General features: G+C 61.0%; 14 protein-coding genes. 11 read left to right on the top strand and 3 right to left on the bottom strand.

What is annotated here, in order from left to right:
• Positions 1-14 precede the first annotated feature (14 nt).
• Positions 15-677 carry a GntR family transcriptional regulator gene (locus AAC126_RS02590; RefSeq protein ID WP_339849735.1) on the bottom strand — a complete coding sequence of 221 codons (663 nt, stop codon included), beginning with the start codon at positions 675-677 and terminating at the stop codon, positions 15-17.
• A gap of 204 nt (positions 678-881) precedes the next feature.
• Here AAC126_RS02590 and AAC126_RS02585 point away from each other — a divergent pair, with 204 nt between their 5' ends.
• Genes AAC126_RS02585 through AAC126_RS02560 form a run of 6 tightly spaced genes read left to right on the top strand, consistent with a single transcriptional unit; the run spans position 882 to position 8,034 of the window.
• Positions 882-1,748 (top strand): alpha/beta hydrolase, encoded by an 867-nt coding sequence (locus AAC126_RS02585; RefSeq protein WP_339849733.1) that lies wholly within the window; start codon positions 882-884, stop codon positions 1,746-1,748.
• Positions 1,745-2,860 carry a C45 family peptidase gene (locus tag AAC126_RS02580; protein ID WP_339849732.1) on the top strand — a complete coding sequence of 372 codons (1,116 nt, stop codon included), beginning with the start codon at positions 1,745-1,747 and terminating at the stop codon, positions 2,858-2,860. The genes AAC126_RS02585 and AAC126_RS02580 overlap by 4 nt, the downstream gene beginning before the upstream one ends.
• A 56-nt stretch (positions 2,861-2,916) precedes the next feature.
• Positions 2,917-4,461, top strand: coding sequence for an ABC transporter substrate-binding protein (locus AAC126_RS02575; protein WP_339849729.1), 1,545 nt, complete (start codon positions 2,917-2,919; stop codon positions 4,459-4,461).
• A 38-nt stretch (positions 4,462-4,499) separates the two neighbouring features.
• Positions 4,500-5,444 (top strand): ABC transporter permease, encoded by a 945-nt coding sequence (locus tag AAC126_RS02570; RefSeq protein WP_339849727.1) that lies wholly within the window; start codon positions 4,500-4,502, stop codon positions 5,442-5,444.
• Positions 5,441-6,286 (top strand): ABC transporter permease, encoded by an 846-nt coding sequence (locus AAC126_RS02565; RefSeq protein ID WP_339849726.1) that lies wholly within the window; start codon positions 5,441-5,443, stop codon positions 6,284-6,286. The genes AAC126_RS02570 and AAC126_RS02565 overlap by 4 nt, the downstream gene beginning before the upstream one ends.
• A complete protein-coding gene (locus tag AAC126_RS02560; RefSeq protein WP_339849725.1) occupies positions 6,283-8,034 on the top strand; it encodes an ABC transporter ATP-binding protein in 1,752 nt (583 codons plus the stop codon). The genes AAC126_RS02565 and AAC126_RS02560 overlap by 4 nt, the downstream gene beginning before the upstream one ends.
• A gap of 136 nt (positions 8,035-8,170) precedes the next feature.
• On the opposite strand, the gene AAC126_RS02555 is transcribed toward AAC126_RS02560, so the two are convergent.
• Positions 8,171-11,857, bottom strand: a complete 3,687-nt coding sequence (locus tag AAC126_RS02555) for a vitamin B12-dependent ribonucleotide reductase (RefSeq protein ID WP_339849723.1) — start codon at positions 11,855-11,857, stop codon at positions 8,171-8,173.
• Positions 11,858-12,424: 567 nt separating this feature from the next.
• Between AAC126_RS02555 and AAC126_RS02550 the strand changes: the two genes are divergently transcribed.
• The 5 genes from AAC126_RS02550 to AAC126_RS02530 all read left to right on the top strand — a co-directional run bounded on the left by AAC126_RS02550 (position 12,425) and on the right by AAC126_RS02530 (position 15,178).
• Positions 12,425-13,051, top strand: coding sequence for a LysE family translocator (locus AAC126_RS02550; protein ID WP_339849721.1), 627 nt, complete (start codon positions 12,425-12,427; stop codon positions 13,049-13,051).
• Between the two features lie 39 nt (positions 13,052-13,090).
• Positions 13,091-13,756: an RraA family protein gene (locus AAC126_RS02545; RefSeq protein ID WP_339849719.1), complete on the top strand. Its 666-nt coding sequence runs from the start codon at positions 13,091-13,093 to the stop codon at positions 13,754-13,756.
• An 85-nt stretch (positions 13,757-13,841) separates the two neighbouring features.
• The gene (locus AAC126_RS02540; RefSeq protein ID WP_339849717.1) at positions 13,842-14,195 is read left to right on the top strand and encodes an NADH:ubiquinone oxidoreductase subunit NDUFA12; all 354 of its coding nucleotides are present in this window, start codon (positions 13,842-13,844) and stop codon (positions 14,193-14,195) included.
• Positions 14,196-14,256: 61 nt separating this feature from the next.
• A complete protein-coding gene (gene mlaD / locus AAC126_RS02535) occupies positions 14,257-14,715 on the top strand; it encodes an outer membrane lipid asymmetry maintenance protein MlaD (protein WP_339849714.1) in 459 nt (152 codons plus the stop codon).
• Between the two features lie 28 nt (positions 14,716-14,743).
• Positions 14,744-15,178: a DUF2155 domain-containing protein gene (locus tag AAC126_RS02530; RefSeq protein ID WP_339849711.1), complete on the top strand. Its 435-nt coding sequence runs from the start codon at positions 14,744-14,746 to the stop codon at positions 15,176-15,178.
• Here AAC126_RS02530 and aat read toward each other — a convergent pair.
• Positions 15,112-15,765 (bottom strand): leucyl/phenylalanyl-tRNA--protein transferase, encoded by a 654-nt coding sequence (aat, locus tag AAC126_RS02525; RefSeq protein WP_339849709.1) that lies wholly within the window; start codon positions 15,763-15,765, stop codon positions 15,112-15,114. The genes AAC126_RS02530 and aat overlap by 67 nt on opposite strands.
• Positions 15,766-15,795 lie beyond the last annotated feature (30 nt).

Genomic DNA, 15,795 nt, shown 5'->3' with positions numbered 1-15,795 from the left:
GGTTTCGGGCGGATTTATTCCGCGCCTGCTTCCAGTCCGGTCTGCAGGGGGCCGGACTCGTTGATATGGCCGGAGATCACCGCTTTCAGGCGGGGCGCGTCACGGTCGGCAAGGGCCTCGACGATCATGAAATGGTCCTTGTTGACCTTTTCAAGCTGGGCAACCGTTCTCCAGCGCGTCACGGGGGCCGCCGGACCGCGTGCCCGCATTTCCATGATCAACTCGACCATGCTCGTATTATCGCACAGCTTGAGCAGCCGCTGATGGAAAGCGAGGTTGGCATCGTTGAGGGAAAGAACGGTGCCGTCGTAGCTTGCCTGCTGAAACACTTCTGCCAGGGCATACAGTTCGGTTACGTCCGCGTCGGTTGCATTCCCGATGATTTCGTCGACGGCGGCGGTTTCCAGCAGGGTGCGGATGGCGCGCAATTCCCGCCGTCTGGTCGCGTCGAGGGCGTAAACCCGGTAACCGCGGTTGGGAATGTGCTCCACCAGACGTTTCGCGACCAATTCGTCGAGAGCCTTTCGGACAGCAATCCTCTTGGCGCCATAGCGCTCTTCCAGATCGATCTGTTTCAGCCATGTCCCGGGGCCGTACGTTCCGATCCTGATATCGGTAAATATCTGTTCGGAAAGGCTTTGAGGGGTCTGCGAGGCGGTCTTGGTGTTTTTTACCATTGATTGCGCAGCGTATCGCTTTTGCTGTTGTTTCGAACAGGGTGGATACCTATTTCCGGCGCCTTCTGCAAGCTATGCCGGTGGTGTTACCAATTTGTGAATAAAATATGGCGTTTAAATTGGCGCCAATATTGACGACTTATTTTTGCGCCCTTATGGTTTTCGGAGATTAGCGCCTCAATGGTGCTCCTACCGGAGATTTCAATGTCCACAGCGTCTTCCGAAAACGCCGCCGAACGCAGGCGGGCTCTCTATGATCGTGGCTTCACGATTTCTTTTGCCTGCCGGGCAGACCCGCGTTTCTCTTATTGCCTGTTCGTTCCCGAGGATCTCGGGGAGGCCGGGGAACCTGACCTGCTGGTCGCGGTTCACGGCACGGGACGGGCGCAGGAGGAATATCGCAACACCTTCGGCGAATTCGGGCGCTACAACAACTGCGTCATTCTTGCCCCGCTGTTCCCGGCGGGTGTGCGCGGCGACGATGAGCGCGACGGTTATAAATACATCCTCGAAGGCGATATTCGCTATGACGAGATCGTCCTCTCGATGGTGAAAGAGGTCGAGGAACGCCTCGCTGTCAGCTTCCCGAAATTCATGATGTTCGGTTTCTCGGGCGGCGGGCATTTCACGCACCGTTTCCTGTACCTGCACCCGGAGCGCCTGAAGGCGGTCTCGATCGGGTCGCCGGGCTCGATCACGCTGCTGGATGACAGCCGCGACTGGTGGGTCGGCATTCGCAACATGAAGGAAATGTTCGGCAAGTCGGTCGATTTCGACGCGCTGCGCAAGGTCGCGGTCCATCTGATCGTCGGCGGTGCCGATACCGAAGGCTGGGAAATCACCCACAAGCCGGGCGGGGCACGCTGGATGGAAGGCTGCAACGATGCGGGCAAGACCCGGATCGAACGCAACACGACGCTGAAGAAATCCCTGGAATCCCATGGCGTGACGGTCAAGCAGGAGATCGTGCCGAATGTCGCGCATTCGATGCGTGGCGTGGCGCTGCATGTGAAGACCTTCTTTCTCGGTGTCCTCAAGGGCAAGCAGGACAAGACGGGGAAAGCGGCATGACCGAGAGTATTGCGCCTCCCTTCATCGAAGTTGAGGGTCCTATCGCCGAGCGTGGCGCCCAGTATGGCCGTGCGGCCGATGCGCGGGTTAAGCGGGGGGCTGAACTCTATAAGGGGTTCCTCGATGCGCGCGGCGTGTCCTGGGGGCAGGTTGTCGACGCGACACGGCTGCTGTCCGAGCGCCTGAAGGATCTCTATCCGGAACAGCATGACGAGCTGGAGGCCATCGCCAAGGGGGCCGGTGTCGATCTTGCCGAGGTCATGCTGATCAACGGCCGCAGCGAGGTGCTGAATGCCGCCGCTGTCGCGCTGAAGGAAGAAGAGAAAAACGAGATCGACGATGGCTGCACGGCCGCCGTCGCCTTGCCGGAGAAAACGGCCGAGGGGCGGTTGATCCACGGGCAGAACTGGGACTGGCGCCCGGAATGCGAGGAGACGGCTGTGATCGTGGCCGTTCGCCGCGAGAACGGGCCGGACCTGCTGACCTATGTCGAGGCGGGCGGTCTTGCCCGTGCCGGCTTCAACGAGATCGGCGTTGCCGTCACCGGGAACAACCTGACCATCGAGGGTGAGGACTGGAGCCGCCCGGGCGTGCCGTTGTCGGTGATCCGGCGGTTGATCCTGGAAGCCCCGACCTACCCCGAGGCGATGAACGCGATTGCCCGGGCGCCGCGTACGGTTTCCAACAACATGATTGTCAGCTGCGCCCAGGATACCGGCGATGCGATCGATCTGGAGACCACGCCGGACGAGATTTTCTGGGTGGCGCCGGAAGACGGTCTGCTAACCCATTCCAACCATTTCGTCAGCCAGGCGGCGCGGGCCAAGGTGGTTGATCGCGGCGTTCTGAGCGGCATGGATTCACTGTACCGGGACCGCCGGGTCCGCGCGCATCTCGCGCGTTGCGGCTCGAAGGTCACGATCGATGATTTCAAGTCCGCCTTCTCGGACAGGTTCGGTCATCCGCGCGCGGTTCTGCGCACGCCGGACCCGACCAGCTCGAACCAGATCTCGGCCACCGTGGCGACCATCATCATGGATGCCGCCGACCGGGTGATGTGGGTCCGGCAGTCGCCGTACCGCAGCGAGGAATACGTGAAATATCACCTTTAAGTCCGTCCAGACCCTCGGACGGATCATAACCGAGCACATAACAGGGAGATGGGTCAGTGAAGTTGCATAAACATCTGATTACCAGTGCCGCTGCCTTGGCACTGGTCGTCGCCGCGGCCGGACAGGCCAAGGCGGAGAAGGTCCTCGACGTGGCCTTCACTCAGGACATCCGGGGTACCAACCCGGGCGTCGACCGTGACGGCAACACCGACACGGTTCACATGCATATTGTCGAGGGACTGGTTGCCTATGCCGCCGATTTCTCGATCAAGCCGATGCTGGCGGACAGCTGGACGGTCAGCGATGACGGTCTGACATATACCTTCAAGCTGCGTCAGGGCGTGAAGTTCCACAACGGTGCGGACATGACTTCCGCTGAAGTGAAATGGTCCTGGGACCGCTTCATGGACAAGGCAACCAAATGGCGTTGCCGCAGCTACTTCATGAACGGCGATGCGCCTGCGGTGACCATGGCGACGCCGGACGCTTCCACGGTCGTCTACACGCTGGATAGCCCGAACGCGACGTTCCTCGGCAATCTGGCCCGCTTTGACTGCGGTAACACTGCCGTGCTGCATCCGGATTCGGTCGATGCCGACGGCAAATGGAAAGCCCCGATCGGTACCGGTCCGTTCAAGTTCGGCGCCATCGAGCCCGGCCGTTATATCGACCTGGTCAAATTCGACGGCTATAGCCCGCGCACCGATGCGCAGGACGGCTATGCCGGCCGCAAGGACGTTCTGGTCGACCGGGTGCGTCTGCATGTTCTGCCGGAAGCCTCCGTCATCAAAACCGCCTACCAGGCCGGTGATCTTGACCTGATCTCCATCGAGGCCGCTGCCATTCCCGAGCTTGAGGCCGTACCGCACACCACGGTCATCAAGGCCGAAACGGCGGTCTGGGATACGCTGCTGATCAATTCCCGCGATCCGCTGCTGAAAGACGTACGCATCCGTCAGGCCATGGCGCATGCCATCGACCGTGATCAGATCATCGCGGTTATCAGCGAAGGCCAGGGCCGGGCGAACCCGTCTCCGGTGCCGCCGGTTTCTTCCTACTTCAGCGATGAGCTGTGGAAGAAGCTGCCCTACGATCTTGACAAGGCGAAAGCCCTGCTTGAAGAGGCCGGGTATAAGGGCGAGCCGATCAGTATCGTCGCCAACAAGCGTGCCGGTGCCTATTACGAGCGTGCCCTGATCGCCCAGAGCATGCTGCGCAAGGCTGGCATCAATACCGAGCTGAAGGTCCTGGAATGGGGCACCCAGCTCGACATGTACAAGACCGGCAAATACCAGATGCAGTCGTTCTCGTACTCGCCGCGCCTTGATCCGGCATTGAGCTTCGAGATGATTTCCGGCACCAAAGCCCGCAAGGTCTGGCAGGATCCGGAAGCCATCGCCCTGGTGAAGAAGGCCATGGTCACTTCCGTTCCCGCGGAACGCCAGAAAATGGTCAATCAGCTGCATGCCATGTTCATCGAGCAGGTCCCGGCCATCGGCCTCGGCCATCGCATGGAATTCTATGCGGTTCGCGACAAGGTGACGGGCTTCAAGGGCTGGGGTGCCGGCAAGATGATCTTCTGGGGCGTGGACGTTAAATAGGTCCTGAAGATCCAACAATGAACGGGTGTGGGTAGCACATGTGGTCTTTTGTCTTAAAACGCAGCCTGATGGCGCTGCCCACGCTGTTCCTTGTCTCGGTGATCGTCTTCACCTTGATCCGGTTGATCCCGGGCGACCCGGCGGAGCTGATGCTCTCCGACCTGGACGACCCGGTGATCGTCGCGCAGATGCGGGCGGATCTGGGGCTCGACAAGCCGATCCCGGTACAGTTCGGAATTTGGCTCAAGAATCTCGCGACAGGAGATTTCGGGGTATCGATCCGCACGCACGAGCCGGTGCTTGATGCATTGCTTGATCGTCTCTCGGTGACGGCCACGGTGGTTTCCATCGCGGTGGTCTTCGCCACCCTGATTGCGATCCCTGCCGGACTGATCGCTGCCAGATTCCAGAATACCGGCATCGATTTCGCCATCGTTCTGGCGGCCATCGTGAAACTTTCCATGCCGAGCTTCTGGGTCGGGTTGATGTTGCTGCTGTTGTTTGGTGTCTATCTGAAATGGCTGCCAACAATCGGCTTCGTCACACTGAGCGAGGATTTCGGCCTTGGCATGATCTATCTGATCCTGCCGGTCAGCTCGCTCGCCCTGACCGAAGTTGCCGTGCTGACCCGGATGATGCGTTCCAGCACGCTGGAAGTGCTGCGTCAGGAATATGTCACCCACGCCCGGGCCAAGGGCCTGTCCGAAGGCGCCGTGATGCTGCGGCACGTCCTGAAGAACGCCGCTGGCCCGACACTCACCATGCTTGGCCTGATTCTGGCCTCGCTGTTGGGCGGCGCGGCGGTGACCGAAACCGTTTTCAGCCTGCCCGGTATCGGCAAGCTGGTGGTCGACAGCATTTACGCCCGCGACTATCCGACATTGCAGGGCGCCCTGCTGCTGATCGCCGGTATCTACGTCGTGGTCAACCTCATCATTGATCTTCTTTACGCCGCGCTTGACCCCAAGGTTCGCTTGCAATGAGACGACTGAAATCGCTGCTTTCGCGCCCCAATGGCCTGATTGGCGGCACGATGATCGGCCTTGTGCTTCTGGCCGCGCTGACCGGTGTGATCTACACACCCTACGATCCGGAGGGCACGGACTTCATGCTGCGCTTCGCGCCGGCATCGGCGGAGCACCTTTTTGGCACCGATATGTTTGGCCGGGACCAGCTTTCCCGCATCCTGGCGGGGGCCAGCGTATCGGTCACCATCAGTGTGCTGACGGTATTGCTGGCCGCATCGGGCGGTGTGGTGATCGGCGCGCTCTGTGGCTTCATTCAGGGGACGTTCGACCGCCTGGTGATGATGGTCATCGAAGCGCTGATGGCCTTTCCCGGTATCCTGCTTGCCCTGTCGCTGATGGTGGTGATCGGCCCGAACAAATATGGCGTGGTGCTGGCCCTGTCGCTGGCCTATCTGCCGTCCGTCACCCGGCTGATCCGAGGCGCCGTGCTTTCGGTGCGGGAAAAGGAATATGTCGAGGCCTCGATCGCGCTTGGCAATGGACCGGTCTACACCCTTGCTCGCCATATCCTGCCGAATTGTATAGCGCCGCTGATCGTGCTGTGCACGACGATGTTCGGCTGGGTACTGCTGGCGGAAAGCGCGCTCAGTTTCCTTGGCCTCGGGGTTCCGCCGCCGGCGCCGACCTGGGGCAACATGCTGGCCGAGGCCCGCGCCCATCTGATGCGTGACCCCTGGCTCGGCATCCTGCCGGGGCTGTGTGTCTCCGTTGCCCTTGTCGGGGTCAATCTGTTCGGGGACGCGCTGCGCGATGAACTCGACCCGCGTGATACCTTCGTGAAACGGGAGCCGAAATGACCGCCGAGACCAATCTGCTCGAGGTCCGCGGACTCGAGGTGACCTTCCCAATCCCCGGCCGTGAGGTGCGGGCCTGCCAGAATGTCGATCTGGCGATCGCACCGGGGCAAATCCATGCCGTGGTTGGCGAGTCGGGCAGTGGCAAGACCATGCTCGCGCGCTCCACCCTGCGGCTGTTGCCGCCGCCGGCGCTGATCACCGCCGGCTCGATCCACTTCGAGGGCCGCGATCTTGTCGAGGCGTCGGAACTGGAGATGCGGAAGGTGCGCGGTGCGCGTATCGGCATGATTTTCCAGGAGCCGCTGGTTTCTCTCAATCCGGCATTGCGGATCGGCCGGCAGATGGCCGAGGCCATGCGCCTGCATACGGACCTTCCGATGGAAGAGATCCGGGCAAAGGCTGTCGAGATGCTGCGGGCCGTGCGCATGCCGGATCCGGAAGGCTGCCTCTCGCGGTACCCGCATGAATTCTCCGGCGGGATGCGTCAGCGCATCATGATCGCATCGGTCATGATGATGCGTCCGGCCCTGTTGCTGGCGGACGAGCCGACCACCGCGCTCGATGCCGTCGTGCAGCGCGAGGTGCTCGACATCATGGCGGATATCGTCAAGGAATTTGGCACCTCCATCATGCTGGTGAGCCATGACCTTGGTGTGGTCGCCCGCTATGCCGACGAGGCGACGGTGATGGAAAAGGGTGTGGTCGTCGAGCAGGGCGCCTCGGGCAAACTGCTCGCGCAGCCATCGCATCCTTACACCCAGAAGCTGTTGAGCTCTCTGCCGAAGCCGCCGACAAGCTCCCGCGCGAGCACGGAGGTACGCCAGCCCCTGCTCAGTGCCCGTGATATCGAAGTGCATTACGAGACGCCCTCCCGCTGGCCTTTCGGTAAACCGCGCCTGCATCGCGCCGTTGCCGGTATGTCCCTCGACATTCATGCGGATGAAATGGTCGGGCTGGTTGGCGAGTCCGGTAGCGGCAAGAGCACGCTTGGCCGTGCCCTGATCCGGCTGAAGGATCCCAGCGCGGGATCGGTCACACTCGACGGACAGGATATTCTGTCGCTTTCGGGCACCGCACTCCGGGATGTCCGCCGCCAGCTTCAGATCATCTTCCAGGACCCGTATTCCTCGCTTAACCCGAGGATGCGTATTGGTGCATTGGTCGGCGAAGGATTGCGCCATATCGACGATATCAGCCCGACCAAGGCGCGTGAGCGGGTGCTCGACATGCTGGATGCGGTCGGTCTCGGACGCGGCTATGCGGACCGGTTTCCGCACGAGATGTCCGGTGGACAGCGTCAGCGCGTCGCCATTGCCCGTGCTCTGGTATCCCGGCCGCGCCTGGTGGTGGCGGACGAGCCGGTCTCCGCGCTCGATATCACCATTCAGGCTCAGATCCTCGACCTGCTGCGCGATCTGAAAAACCGGTTCGACTTCGCCTGCCTCTTCATCAGCCATGATCTCGGCGTGGTCGAGAGCATCTGTGACCGGGTGCTGGTGATGTACAAGGGACGGGTGATGGAGGAGGCGGGGGCCGCAGCTCTCTTCGCACGGCCGAGCCACCCCTATACCTGCCGCTTGATGAATGCGGCGCCGATGCTGGAAGCGGGGCAGGACGGCTACGGCCTGAAGGACATAGAGCGTCTGCCCCCGGCCGATCTCGGAGCATTCTTCGACGCTGATATCCATGCGGATGCCTATCAGCTTCGCGCTGTCGGCCCGGGGCACAAGGTCGCTTTCCAAGGCTGATCCTTTATAGCCCGAGGGGGCTGGCTGACGTCAGGCACTCAAATGGCCGCCACGGTTTCCGTGGCGGCCATTTTTATTGAGCACTTTGATATCCCTCCATCCCCCGGTCGTGCCGGAGAATGGAGGGGGTTAGCCTTTAGCTGCAGCCGGACGTCCCGCCGCAGGTGTCGCATTTCAGGCAGGTGCCGTTGCGGACCAGGGTGAAGTTGCCGCATTCGCCGCAGCTTTCGCCCTCATAGCCCTTGATGCGGGCCTCACGGATCCGGTTCAGCTTGGCGTCGGTCGCGTCCATCACGCTTTCGGAGACGGTGACCGATGCGCTCTTCTGCACCGTTGTCGTCACGGTCGCCGCATGCGCGGCCGTCGTTGCCATGACCGGCTGGGCATTGTCCGTTCCGGTGGCCTTCATCTGGTTCGATTGACCACCCTGCAACACCACCAGATTCTTGCGGACATAACCGCGGCTGGTGATGGTGCCGACCTGCTCCATGAGCTGGGCCTTGGCTTTGTCGACGGCGTTCTCGTCGTCGCCGCCACCCATCGCATCCGGCATCAGGTCGCTGGTGTCGACATGGCTGAGATCGTGGCGGTCGAGATAGGAGATCGCCAGCTCCCGGAAGATGTAGTCGAGGATCGATGTCGCCATCTTGATGGCGTCGTTGCCGGTCACCATGCCCTGCGGCTCGAACCGCGTGAAGGTGAAGGCGTCGACATATTCCTCAAGCGGCACGCCATATTGCAGGCCGATGGAAACAGCGATGGCGAAGTTGTTCATCAGCGAGCGGAAGGCGGCGCCTTCCTTGTGCATGTCGATGAAGATCTCGCCCAGCTTGCCTTCCTCGTACTCGCCGGTCCGGAGATACACCTTGTGGCCGCCGACATTGGCTTTCTGGGTGTAGCCCTTGCGGCGATGCGGCAGACGCTGGCGTTCCGCTGCCCGCTCGATGATGCGCTCGACGATCCGCTCGGCGACAACCGGCGCCTTGGCGGCGATCGGTGCTTCCAGCAGATCTTCCATTTCGTCCTCGTCCTCATCGTCAACGAGGGAGGAGGAGAGCGGCTGGCTCAGTTTGGAGCCGTCGCGATAGAGCGCGTTGGCCTTGATGCCGAGCTTCCAGGAGAGGATGTAGGCGTCGGAGCAATCCTGGATCGTCGCCGCGTTCGGCATGTTGATGGTCTTGGAGATCGCACCGGTGATGAACGGCTGGGAGGCCGCCATCATGCGGATATGGCTTTCGGTGGAAAGGAACCGCTTGCCGGTCCGGCCGCACGGATTGGCGCAATCGAACACCGGCAGATGCTCGTCCTTCAGATACGGTGCGCCTTCCAGCGTCATCGCACCGCAGACATAGGTGTTGGCTTCCTCAACCTGCTTCTTGCTGAAGCCGAGGGAGAGCAGCATGTCGAAGGAGAGGTCGTTCAGCTGCGCATCGGTGAAGCCGAGCGTGTCGCGGCAGAAACCCTCGCCGAGGGTCCACTTGTTGAAAGCGAACTTGATGTCGAAGGCGCTGGCCACCGCATCCTGGATCACCTTCACCTGGGCATCGCCGAAGCCTTTTGCCTTCAGGCTTTCCGGATTGATACCCGTTGCGCCTTCGAGCGTGCCGTGGCCGACGGCATAGCGGATGATCTCTTCGATCTGCGCTTCCGAGTAACCAAGGTTGCTCAGGGCTTCCGGAACGATCCGGTTGATGATCTTGAAATACCCGCCGCCGGCCAGCTTCTTGAACTTCACCAGGGCGAAGTCAGGCTCGATGCCGGTAGTGTCGCAATCCATGACCAGACCGATGGTGCCGGTCGGTGCGATCACCGTGGTCTGGGCATTGCGGTAGCCGTGCTGCTGGCCGAGTTCCAGAGCCGCGTCCCAGGCCGCGATGGCCGCCGCGTTCAGCTCACGGTTCGGGCTGTTCAGGGCGTTCAGCGGTACGGGCGGGATCGACAGATCCTCATAACCCTCGTCCTCGCCATAGGCGGCGCGGCGATGGTTGCGGATAACCCGCAGCATGTGTTCGGCGTTCGGCTTGTATTCCGGGAACGTGCCCAGCTCGCCCGCCATTTCGGCGGAGGTCTTGTAGGCAATGCCGGTCATCAGAGCACTGATGCCACCGCACAGCTCACGGCCTTCGTCGCTGTCATAGGAAAAGCCGCTGGCCATCAGCAGGCCGCCGATATTGGCGAAGCCGAGGCCGAGGGTACGGAAGTCGTAAGACAGTTTGGCGATTTCCTTGGACGGGAACTGCGCCATCAGCACGGAGATTTCCAGCGTGATGGTCCAGATCCGGGTGGCGTGCTCGAACGCGTCGATGTCGAAGCTGCCATCCTCATGCCGGAACTGCATCAGGTTCATCGATGCGAGGTTACAGGCCGTATCGTCGAGGAACATGTACTCGGAGCACGGGTTGGATGCATTGATCCGTCCCGAAGCCGGGCAGGTGTGCCATTCGTTGATCGTGGTGTCGTACTGGATGCCCGGATCGGCGCAGGCCCAGGCCGCGTTGGAGACCTTGTCCCACAGTTCGGCGGCATTGACGGATTCGGCGACCTTGCCGTCGGTACGGCGGATCAGGTCCCAGTTCTTGCCCTCGGCAACCGCTTCCAGGAAGTCATTGCTGACCCGGATGGAGTTGTTCGAGTTCTGCCCGGAGACGGTGAGGTAGGCTTCGCTGTCCCAGTCGGTGTCGTAGGTCGGGAAGTCGATTTCGGTGAAGCCCTGCTCGGCGAACTGGATGACCCGCTGGATGTAGTTTTCCGGGATCATCGCCTTGCGGCCGCCAATGATGGCTTTCTTCAGGGCACGGTTCTGCTTCGGGTCGAAGCGGGCGGAACCCTCGACGCCGTCGGCCTCGCGGCAGGCGGCCATGACTTCTTTCAGATGCTTCTGGGCCAGCTTGGAGCCGGAGACCAGGGCCGCGACCTTCTGCTCTTCCCGAACCTTCCAGTCGATATATTTCTCGATGTCCGGATGGTCGATGTCGACGGTGACCATCTTCGCCGCACGGCGGGTGGTGCCGCCGGACTTGATCGCGCCGGCAGCCCGGTCGCCGATCTTCAGAAAGCTCATCAGGCCGGAGGACTTGCCGCCACCGGACAGGGACTCGCCCTCGCCGCGCAGGCGGGAGAAGTTGGAGCCGGTGCCGGAGCCATATTTGAAGAGCCGCGCTTCACGGACCCAGAGGTCCATGATGCCGCCGTCATTCACCAGATCGTCGCTGACGCCCTGGATGAAGCAGGCATGGGGCTGGGGATGCTCGTATGCCGACTTGGAGCGGGTCAGTTTGCCGGTCTTGTAGTCGACATAATGGTGGCCCTGTGCGGGACCGTCGACGCCATAAGCCCAGTGCAGGCCGGTGTTGAACCATTGGGGGGAGTTCGGGGCAGCCATCTGCCGGCAAAGCATATGGCACATTTCTTCGTAATAGGTCTTGGCATCGGCTTCGGTGTCGAAGTAGCCGCCTTTCCAGCCCCAGTATGTCCAGGTGCCGGCCAGCCGGTTGAAAACCTGCTTGGCGCTGCTTTCGCCGACCGTGCGCTCATCTTCCGGAAGGGCCGCGATGGCGTCCTTGTCCGGGGTCATGCGCCACAGCCATGAAGGAACGTCGTTCTCTTCGAACGGCTTCAGGCGTGCCGGGATGCCCGCCTTGCGGAAATATTTCTGTGCGAGGATGTCGCAAGCCACCTGCGACCAATCGGCCGGGACTTCAATATCTGCATTCTGGAAGACCACAGACCCATCCGGGTTGCGGATTTCGCTGCTGGTTTTCCGAAATTCAATACCTGCGTAGGGACCCGTCTTGGAATCCGTAAACCGGCGCTCGATTCTCATACCTGGAACCCCCCGTTCCGTTCAGTCAATGGCTTTAACGCGGAGGCCACAAGATCTTGTGGCCGAAGGTTGAGACGATACTGGATTTGGCGCCCTGGAAGCAATGATTAATGAACCGAAAGGGCAGAAAAAATGAATGCAGGATCGTTACGCGCAGAATTCCGGGAAATTTGACTGATGGCGCGCACGGATCAAATAAAAAGGAAGTAAAATAGAAATAAATTCACCAATTCATTTAGGAGAATTAAGGGTGAGGGAACAGTTGCGGAGTGCGTATCACAAACCGGCGAGCTGAAGTCTTGATCGTATGACCAAGATTCAAATTTCTATTAGAGGGCCCGTGCCAAGCCGTCGACGCAAATAATGCCGTTTTCGGTTTTCCGAAGCAACATATTTTGTGCGCGGAAGTGTCATTAAATCTACATCTGGTGTTTTTTGGCGCTCCGGCACGGTGAGAGCCTTGTTCGGCTATATGCTGCGGGAAGCAGCTCTTGCCCGGCGGTCCGGATCTGTGGCTCACTCACGGGCTGGCGGTTCCGCCAGATCAATAAACCTAGGGGGATTGCGATGGACCTGACGCTCTGGCTTGCATTCACGGCGGCTTCGTCCGTCATGCTCGCGATCCCCGGCCCGACGGTCATGCTGGTCGCGAGCTATGCGATGACGCGTGGGCGGGATACCGGCTGGGCGACTGTTCCGGGAGTGGCGCTCGGCGATCTGTTGGCAATGACGGTTTCCCTGCTTGGCGCCGGTGCGGTTCTGGCGGCGTCCGCGGAGCTCTTTACACTGCTGAAACTGGCCGGGGCAGGGTATCTCGTCTGGCTTGGCATCCAGCTTTGGCGAAGCAAGCCCGAACTGGCGGCCCTGCCTGGCGGCGATCAGCGCCGGGACAAGGTCCGGATGTTCAGCAACGCCTTTGTGGTGACGGCGCTCAATCCCAAGGGAATCGTTTTCTTCGTGGCCTTCGTGCCGCAATTCATCGATCCGGCACGTCCTGTCGTTGCGCAATGCGCGGTGCTGATTGCGACCTTCGTGATCCTGGGCGCACTTAACGCGGCATTCTGGGCTGTGACGGCGGGGACCATGCGGCACCGGTTTTCCAGTCCGCGAGCACTTCGTCTCGTCAACCGCCTTGGCGGAAGCGCCATGATCGGCGCGGGGCTTCTGACGGCTCTGGCGCGCCGCGCCGGCTGAGACTAAATAATAAACGCATAAGAATCAGGGAGTGGACGAATGGCGATCATCAGACACAAGGGCGAGTATGTGGCGCTCGACGCGGCGGCACTCGAACGCTGGAAAGGTGTCCCTCCAGCGGTTGCCGGGGATTGTCTGAACCGGACGGCAAGCATGGCGGGCCGGGTCTCTCCCCTACATCCGGATATGCGCATTATCGGGCATGCCCGCACCATTCGGGTTATGGCCGGCGACAATGCCTGCGTTCATGCGGCGATCCCGCTGATGCGGCCGGGGGAGATCATCGTGATCGATGCCGGGGGCAATCCGGATGTGGCAATCATCGGGGAAATTCTGGTGACGGCGGCAAAGCACAAGGGCGTGGCCGGGTTTGTCATTGACGGTGCCGCGCGGGATGTGGCCGAGCTCCGGTCGGGCGATGTGCCGGTTTTTGCCTCTGCCTCGGTTCCGGCCGGCCCGCACAAAGGCTTCGGCGGCTCGATCGACGGCCCGATCTCCTGCGGCGGTGTCCCGGTTCATACCGGTGATCTTATCCTCGGCGACGCGGACGGGGTCACCGTCGTGCCGCTTGCGCAGGCGGCCGCGATTCTGGAGGCCGGAGAGGCGCATGTCCGCAAGGAGACTGACATGCTGGCACAACTCGCGGCGGGCAAGACCACGGCGGAGATGCTCGGGATCGAAATCCCGGAGGTCAACGCGGAATAAGGTTTTGCGCGTCCGACTGGACGGCGCGGCGCGGGAATGACATATTCCGCCAACGTCTTGATGCAGGTGACAGGGTGGTTCGTCGATGAACATCGGCACGTCAATTTATACATGGCTCAACGGCCGCGAGATCGGTCAGGACCAGTTCGGTAATCGCTATTACGAGCACAAGTCCGCACCGGCCGCTGGCTACAAGCGGAAACGCTGGGTGATTTATAACGGTATCGTCGAAGCCTCGAAGGTGCCGGCGGAATGGCATGCCTGGTTGCATTACACGGCCGAGGCGCCGCTGCCGGCCGATAACGATTTCGAGTGGCAGAAAGAGCATCTGCCGAACCTGACGGGCACCCGCTACGCCTATCGTCCGCCGGGGCATGTTCTCGAAGGCGGCAAGCGTGATGCTGCTACCGGGGACTATGAAGCCTGGACTCCGAACTGACGGTTTCCGGCCGTGAGAAGGGAGTGCTTTGGCGCTGTCTGATTCAACCTGTTGAGGTCTCATGAAGCGGAATACGATCGAAACGGTTATCGGCGCCGTAGTGCTGGTTGTTGCCGGCATATTCATGGCATTCGCCTATGTCTCTGCCGACCTTAATACGCGCGGCGGCTATACCGTGACGGCGAACTTCAACAAGGTCGCCGGGCTTGCCGTTGGCGGTGACGTCCGGATGAGCGGGATCAAGATTGGCTCCATCGTCAGCCAGGAGCTTGACCCGAAATCCTTCCTGGCGAAGGTGACGATGAATATCCGCGACGATATCGAACTGCCGGCCGATAGCGCGGCGGCGATCTCGAATGAAAGCCTGCTCGGCGGGAGTTTCCTTGAGATCATTCCGGGGGGCGATCCGGATATCATCAAGAATGGCGGGGCAATCGAATATACGCAGGACCCCGTGGATATCGTTCAGCTTCTCGGCAAGTTCATATTTTCGGCCAGTTCTTCCGCCAAGAAAGAATAGTCAGGCGAAACAGGTCGGGATCCATCCCATGAAACTGTCTAAGAGTGTGTCCATCTGGGCGGCGGGTTTACTCCTGATCGCCCAGTCTGGCGGTGCCGGTGCTCAGACCGCGGCGCCAGATCCGGGCTGGATCGAGCTTCCCGTGGCCGTCATGCAGGGGCTGGACAAGATCACGGCGCGGATCTCCACCTTCGAGGCGCAGGTGGGGGAGACGGCCAGCTTCGGGACGTTTTCCATTACGCCGCGTGCGTGCCGCAAGCGTCCGCCGACCGAAACACCGGAAAACGCCGCCTTTCTCGAAATCGACGAGCAAAAGCCCGACGAAGAGCAGATCCGCCTGTTCACGGGCTGGATGTTCTCTTCAAGCCCGGCGCTGAACGCGGTGGAACATCCGGTCTATGATGTCTGGCTTCTCGATTGCAAAAGCTCTTCAACGAATGGCCAGTCATCCGGCGCCGAATAGAATTCGGCCGGGAGCTTGAGTGCCTCCGCGAGCTGGTCGCGATAGCTCTGACGCGGAATTTCGATCGCTCCGAACTGCGCCAGATGCTCGGTGATGAATTGGCTGTCCAGCAGCATGAAGCCGGACGCCTTGAGCCGGGCCACCAGATGGACAAGCGCCACTTTGCTTGCGTTCGGCTCCCGGCTGAACATGCTCTCGCCAAAGAACGCGGCTCCCAGGGAAACTCCATATAGCCCGCCGACGAGCTTTCCGTCGCGCCAGCATTCAACGCTGTGCCCGTAGCCCATCTCGTATAACGACATGTAGAGCCCGAAGATCTCTTCGTTGATCCAGGTATCGGGACGCTCGTCCCGGGTTTCCGCGCATCCTTCCAGGACGCCACGGAAATCCGTATCGCAGCGGACATCGAAACGCCGCCGCTTTACCTCCTTGCGGAGGCTGCGCGATATATGAAAATCGGCAAGGGGCAGGACGCCCCGTTTTTCCGGATCAACAAAGAAGGTGCGGGCATCGTCGTGTCTTTCCGCCATCGGAAAGACACCGATGGCATAGGCCTGCAGCAACAGTTCGGGCCGCAATTGCGACATCGTGCCGGCGCCTCCTCTACGCTCTGACGA

Source organism: uncultured Nisaea sp., from assembly GCF_963974195.1.
GTDB lineage: Bacteria > Pseudomonadota > Alphaproteobacteria > Thalassobaculales > Thalassobaculaceae > Nisaea.
This window is presented reverse-complemented; position numbering and strand designations above follow the sequence as displayed.

Bases quoted from the DNA above. Each gene is read 5' to 3' on its own strand.
- AAC126_RS02590 (WP_339849735.1), bottom strand. From the start codon at position 677: ATGGTAAAAAACACCAAGACCGCCTCGCAGACCCCTCAAAGCCTTTCC.
- AAC126_RS02585 (WP_339849733.1), top strand. From the start codon at position 882: ATGTCCACAGCGTCTTCCGAAAACGCCGCCGAACGCAGGCGGGCTCTC.
- AAC126_RS02580 (WP_339849732.1), top strand. From the start codon at position 1,745: ATGACCGAGAGTATTGCGCCTCCCTTCATCGAAGTTGAGGGTCCTATC.
- AAC126_RS02570 (WP_339849727.1), top strand. From the start codon at position 4,500: ATGTGGTCTTTTGTCTTAAAACGCAGCCTGATGGCGCTGCCCACGCTG.
- AAC126_RS02565 (WP_339849726.1), top strand. From the start codon at position 5,441: ATGAGACGACTGAAATCGCTGCTTTCGCGCCCCAATGGCCTGATTGGC.
- AAC126_RS02560 (WP_339849725.1), top strand. From the start codon at position 6,283: ATGACCGCCGAGACCAATCTGCTCGAGGTCCGCGGACTCGAGGTGACC.
- AAC126_RS02555 (WP_339849723.1), bottom strand. From the start codon at position 11,857: ATGAGAATCGAGCGCCGGTTTACGGATTCCAAGACGGGTCCCTACGCA.
- AAC126_RS02550 (WP_339849721.1), top strand. From the start codon at position 12,425: ATGGACCTGACGCTCTGGCTTGCATTCACGGCGGCTTCGTCCGTCATG.
- AAC126_RS02545 (WP_339849719.1), top strand. From the start codon at position 13,091: ATGGCGATCATCAGACACAAGGGCGAGTATGTGGCGCTCGACGCGGCG.
- AAC126_RS02540 (WP_339849717.1), top strand. From the start codon at position 13,842: ATGAACATCGGCACGTCAATTTATACATGGCTCAACGGCCGCGAGATC.
- mlaD (WP_339849714.1), top strand. From the start codon at position 14,257: ATGAAGCGGAATACGATCGAAACGGTTATCGGCGCCGTAGTGCTGGTT.
- AAC126_RS02530 (WP_339849711.1), top strand. From the start codon at position 14,744: ATGAAACTGTCTAAGAGTGTGTCCATCTGGGCGGCGGGTTTACTCCTG.
- aat (WP_339849709.1), bottom strand. From the start codon at position 15,765: ATGTCGCAATTGCGGCCCGAACTGTTGCTGCAGGCCTATGCCATCGGT.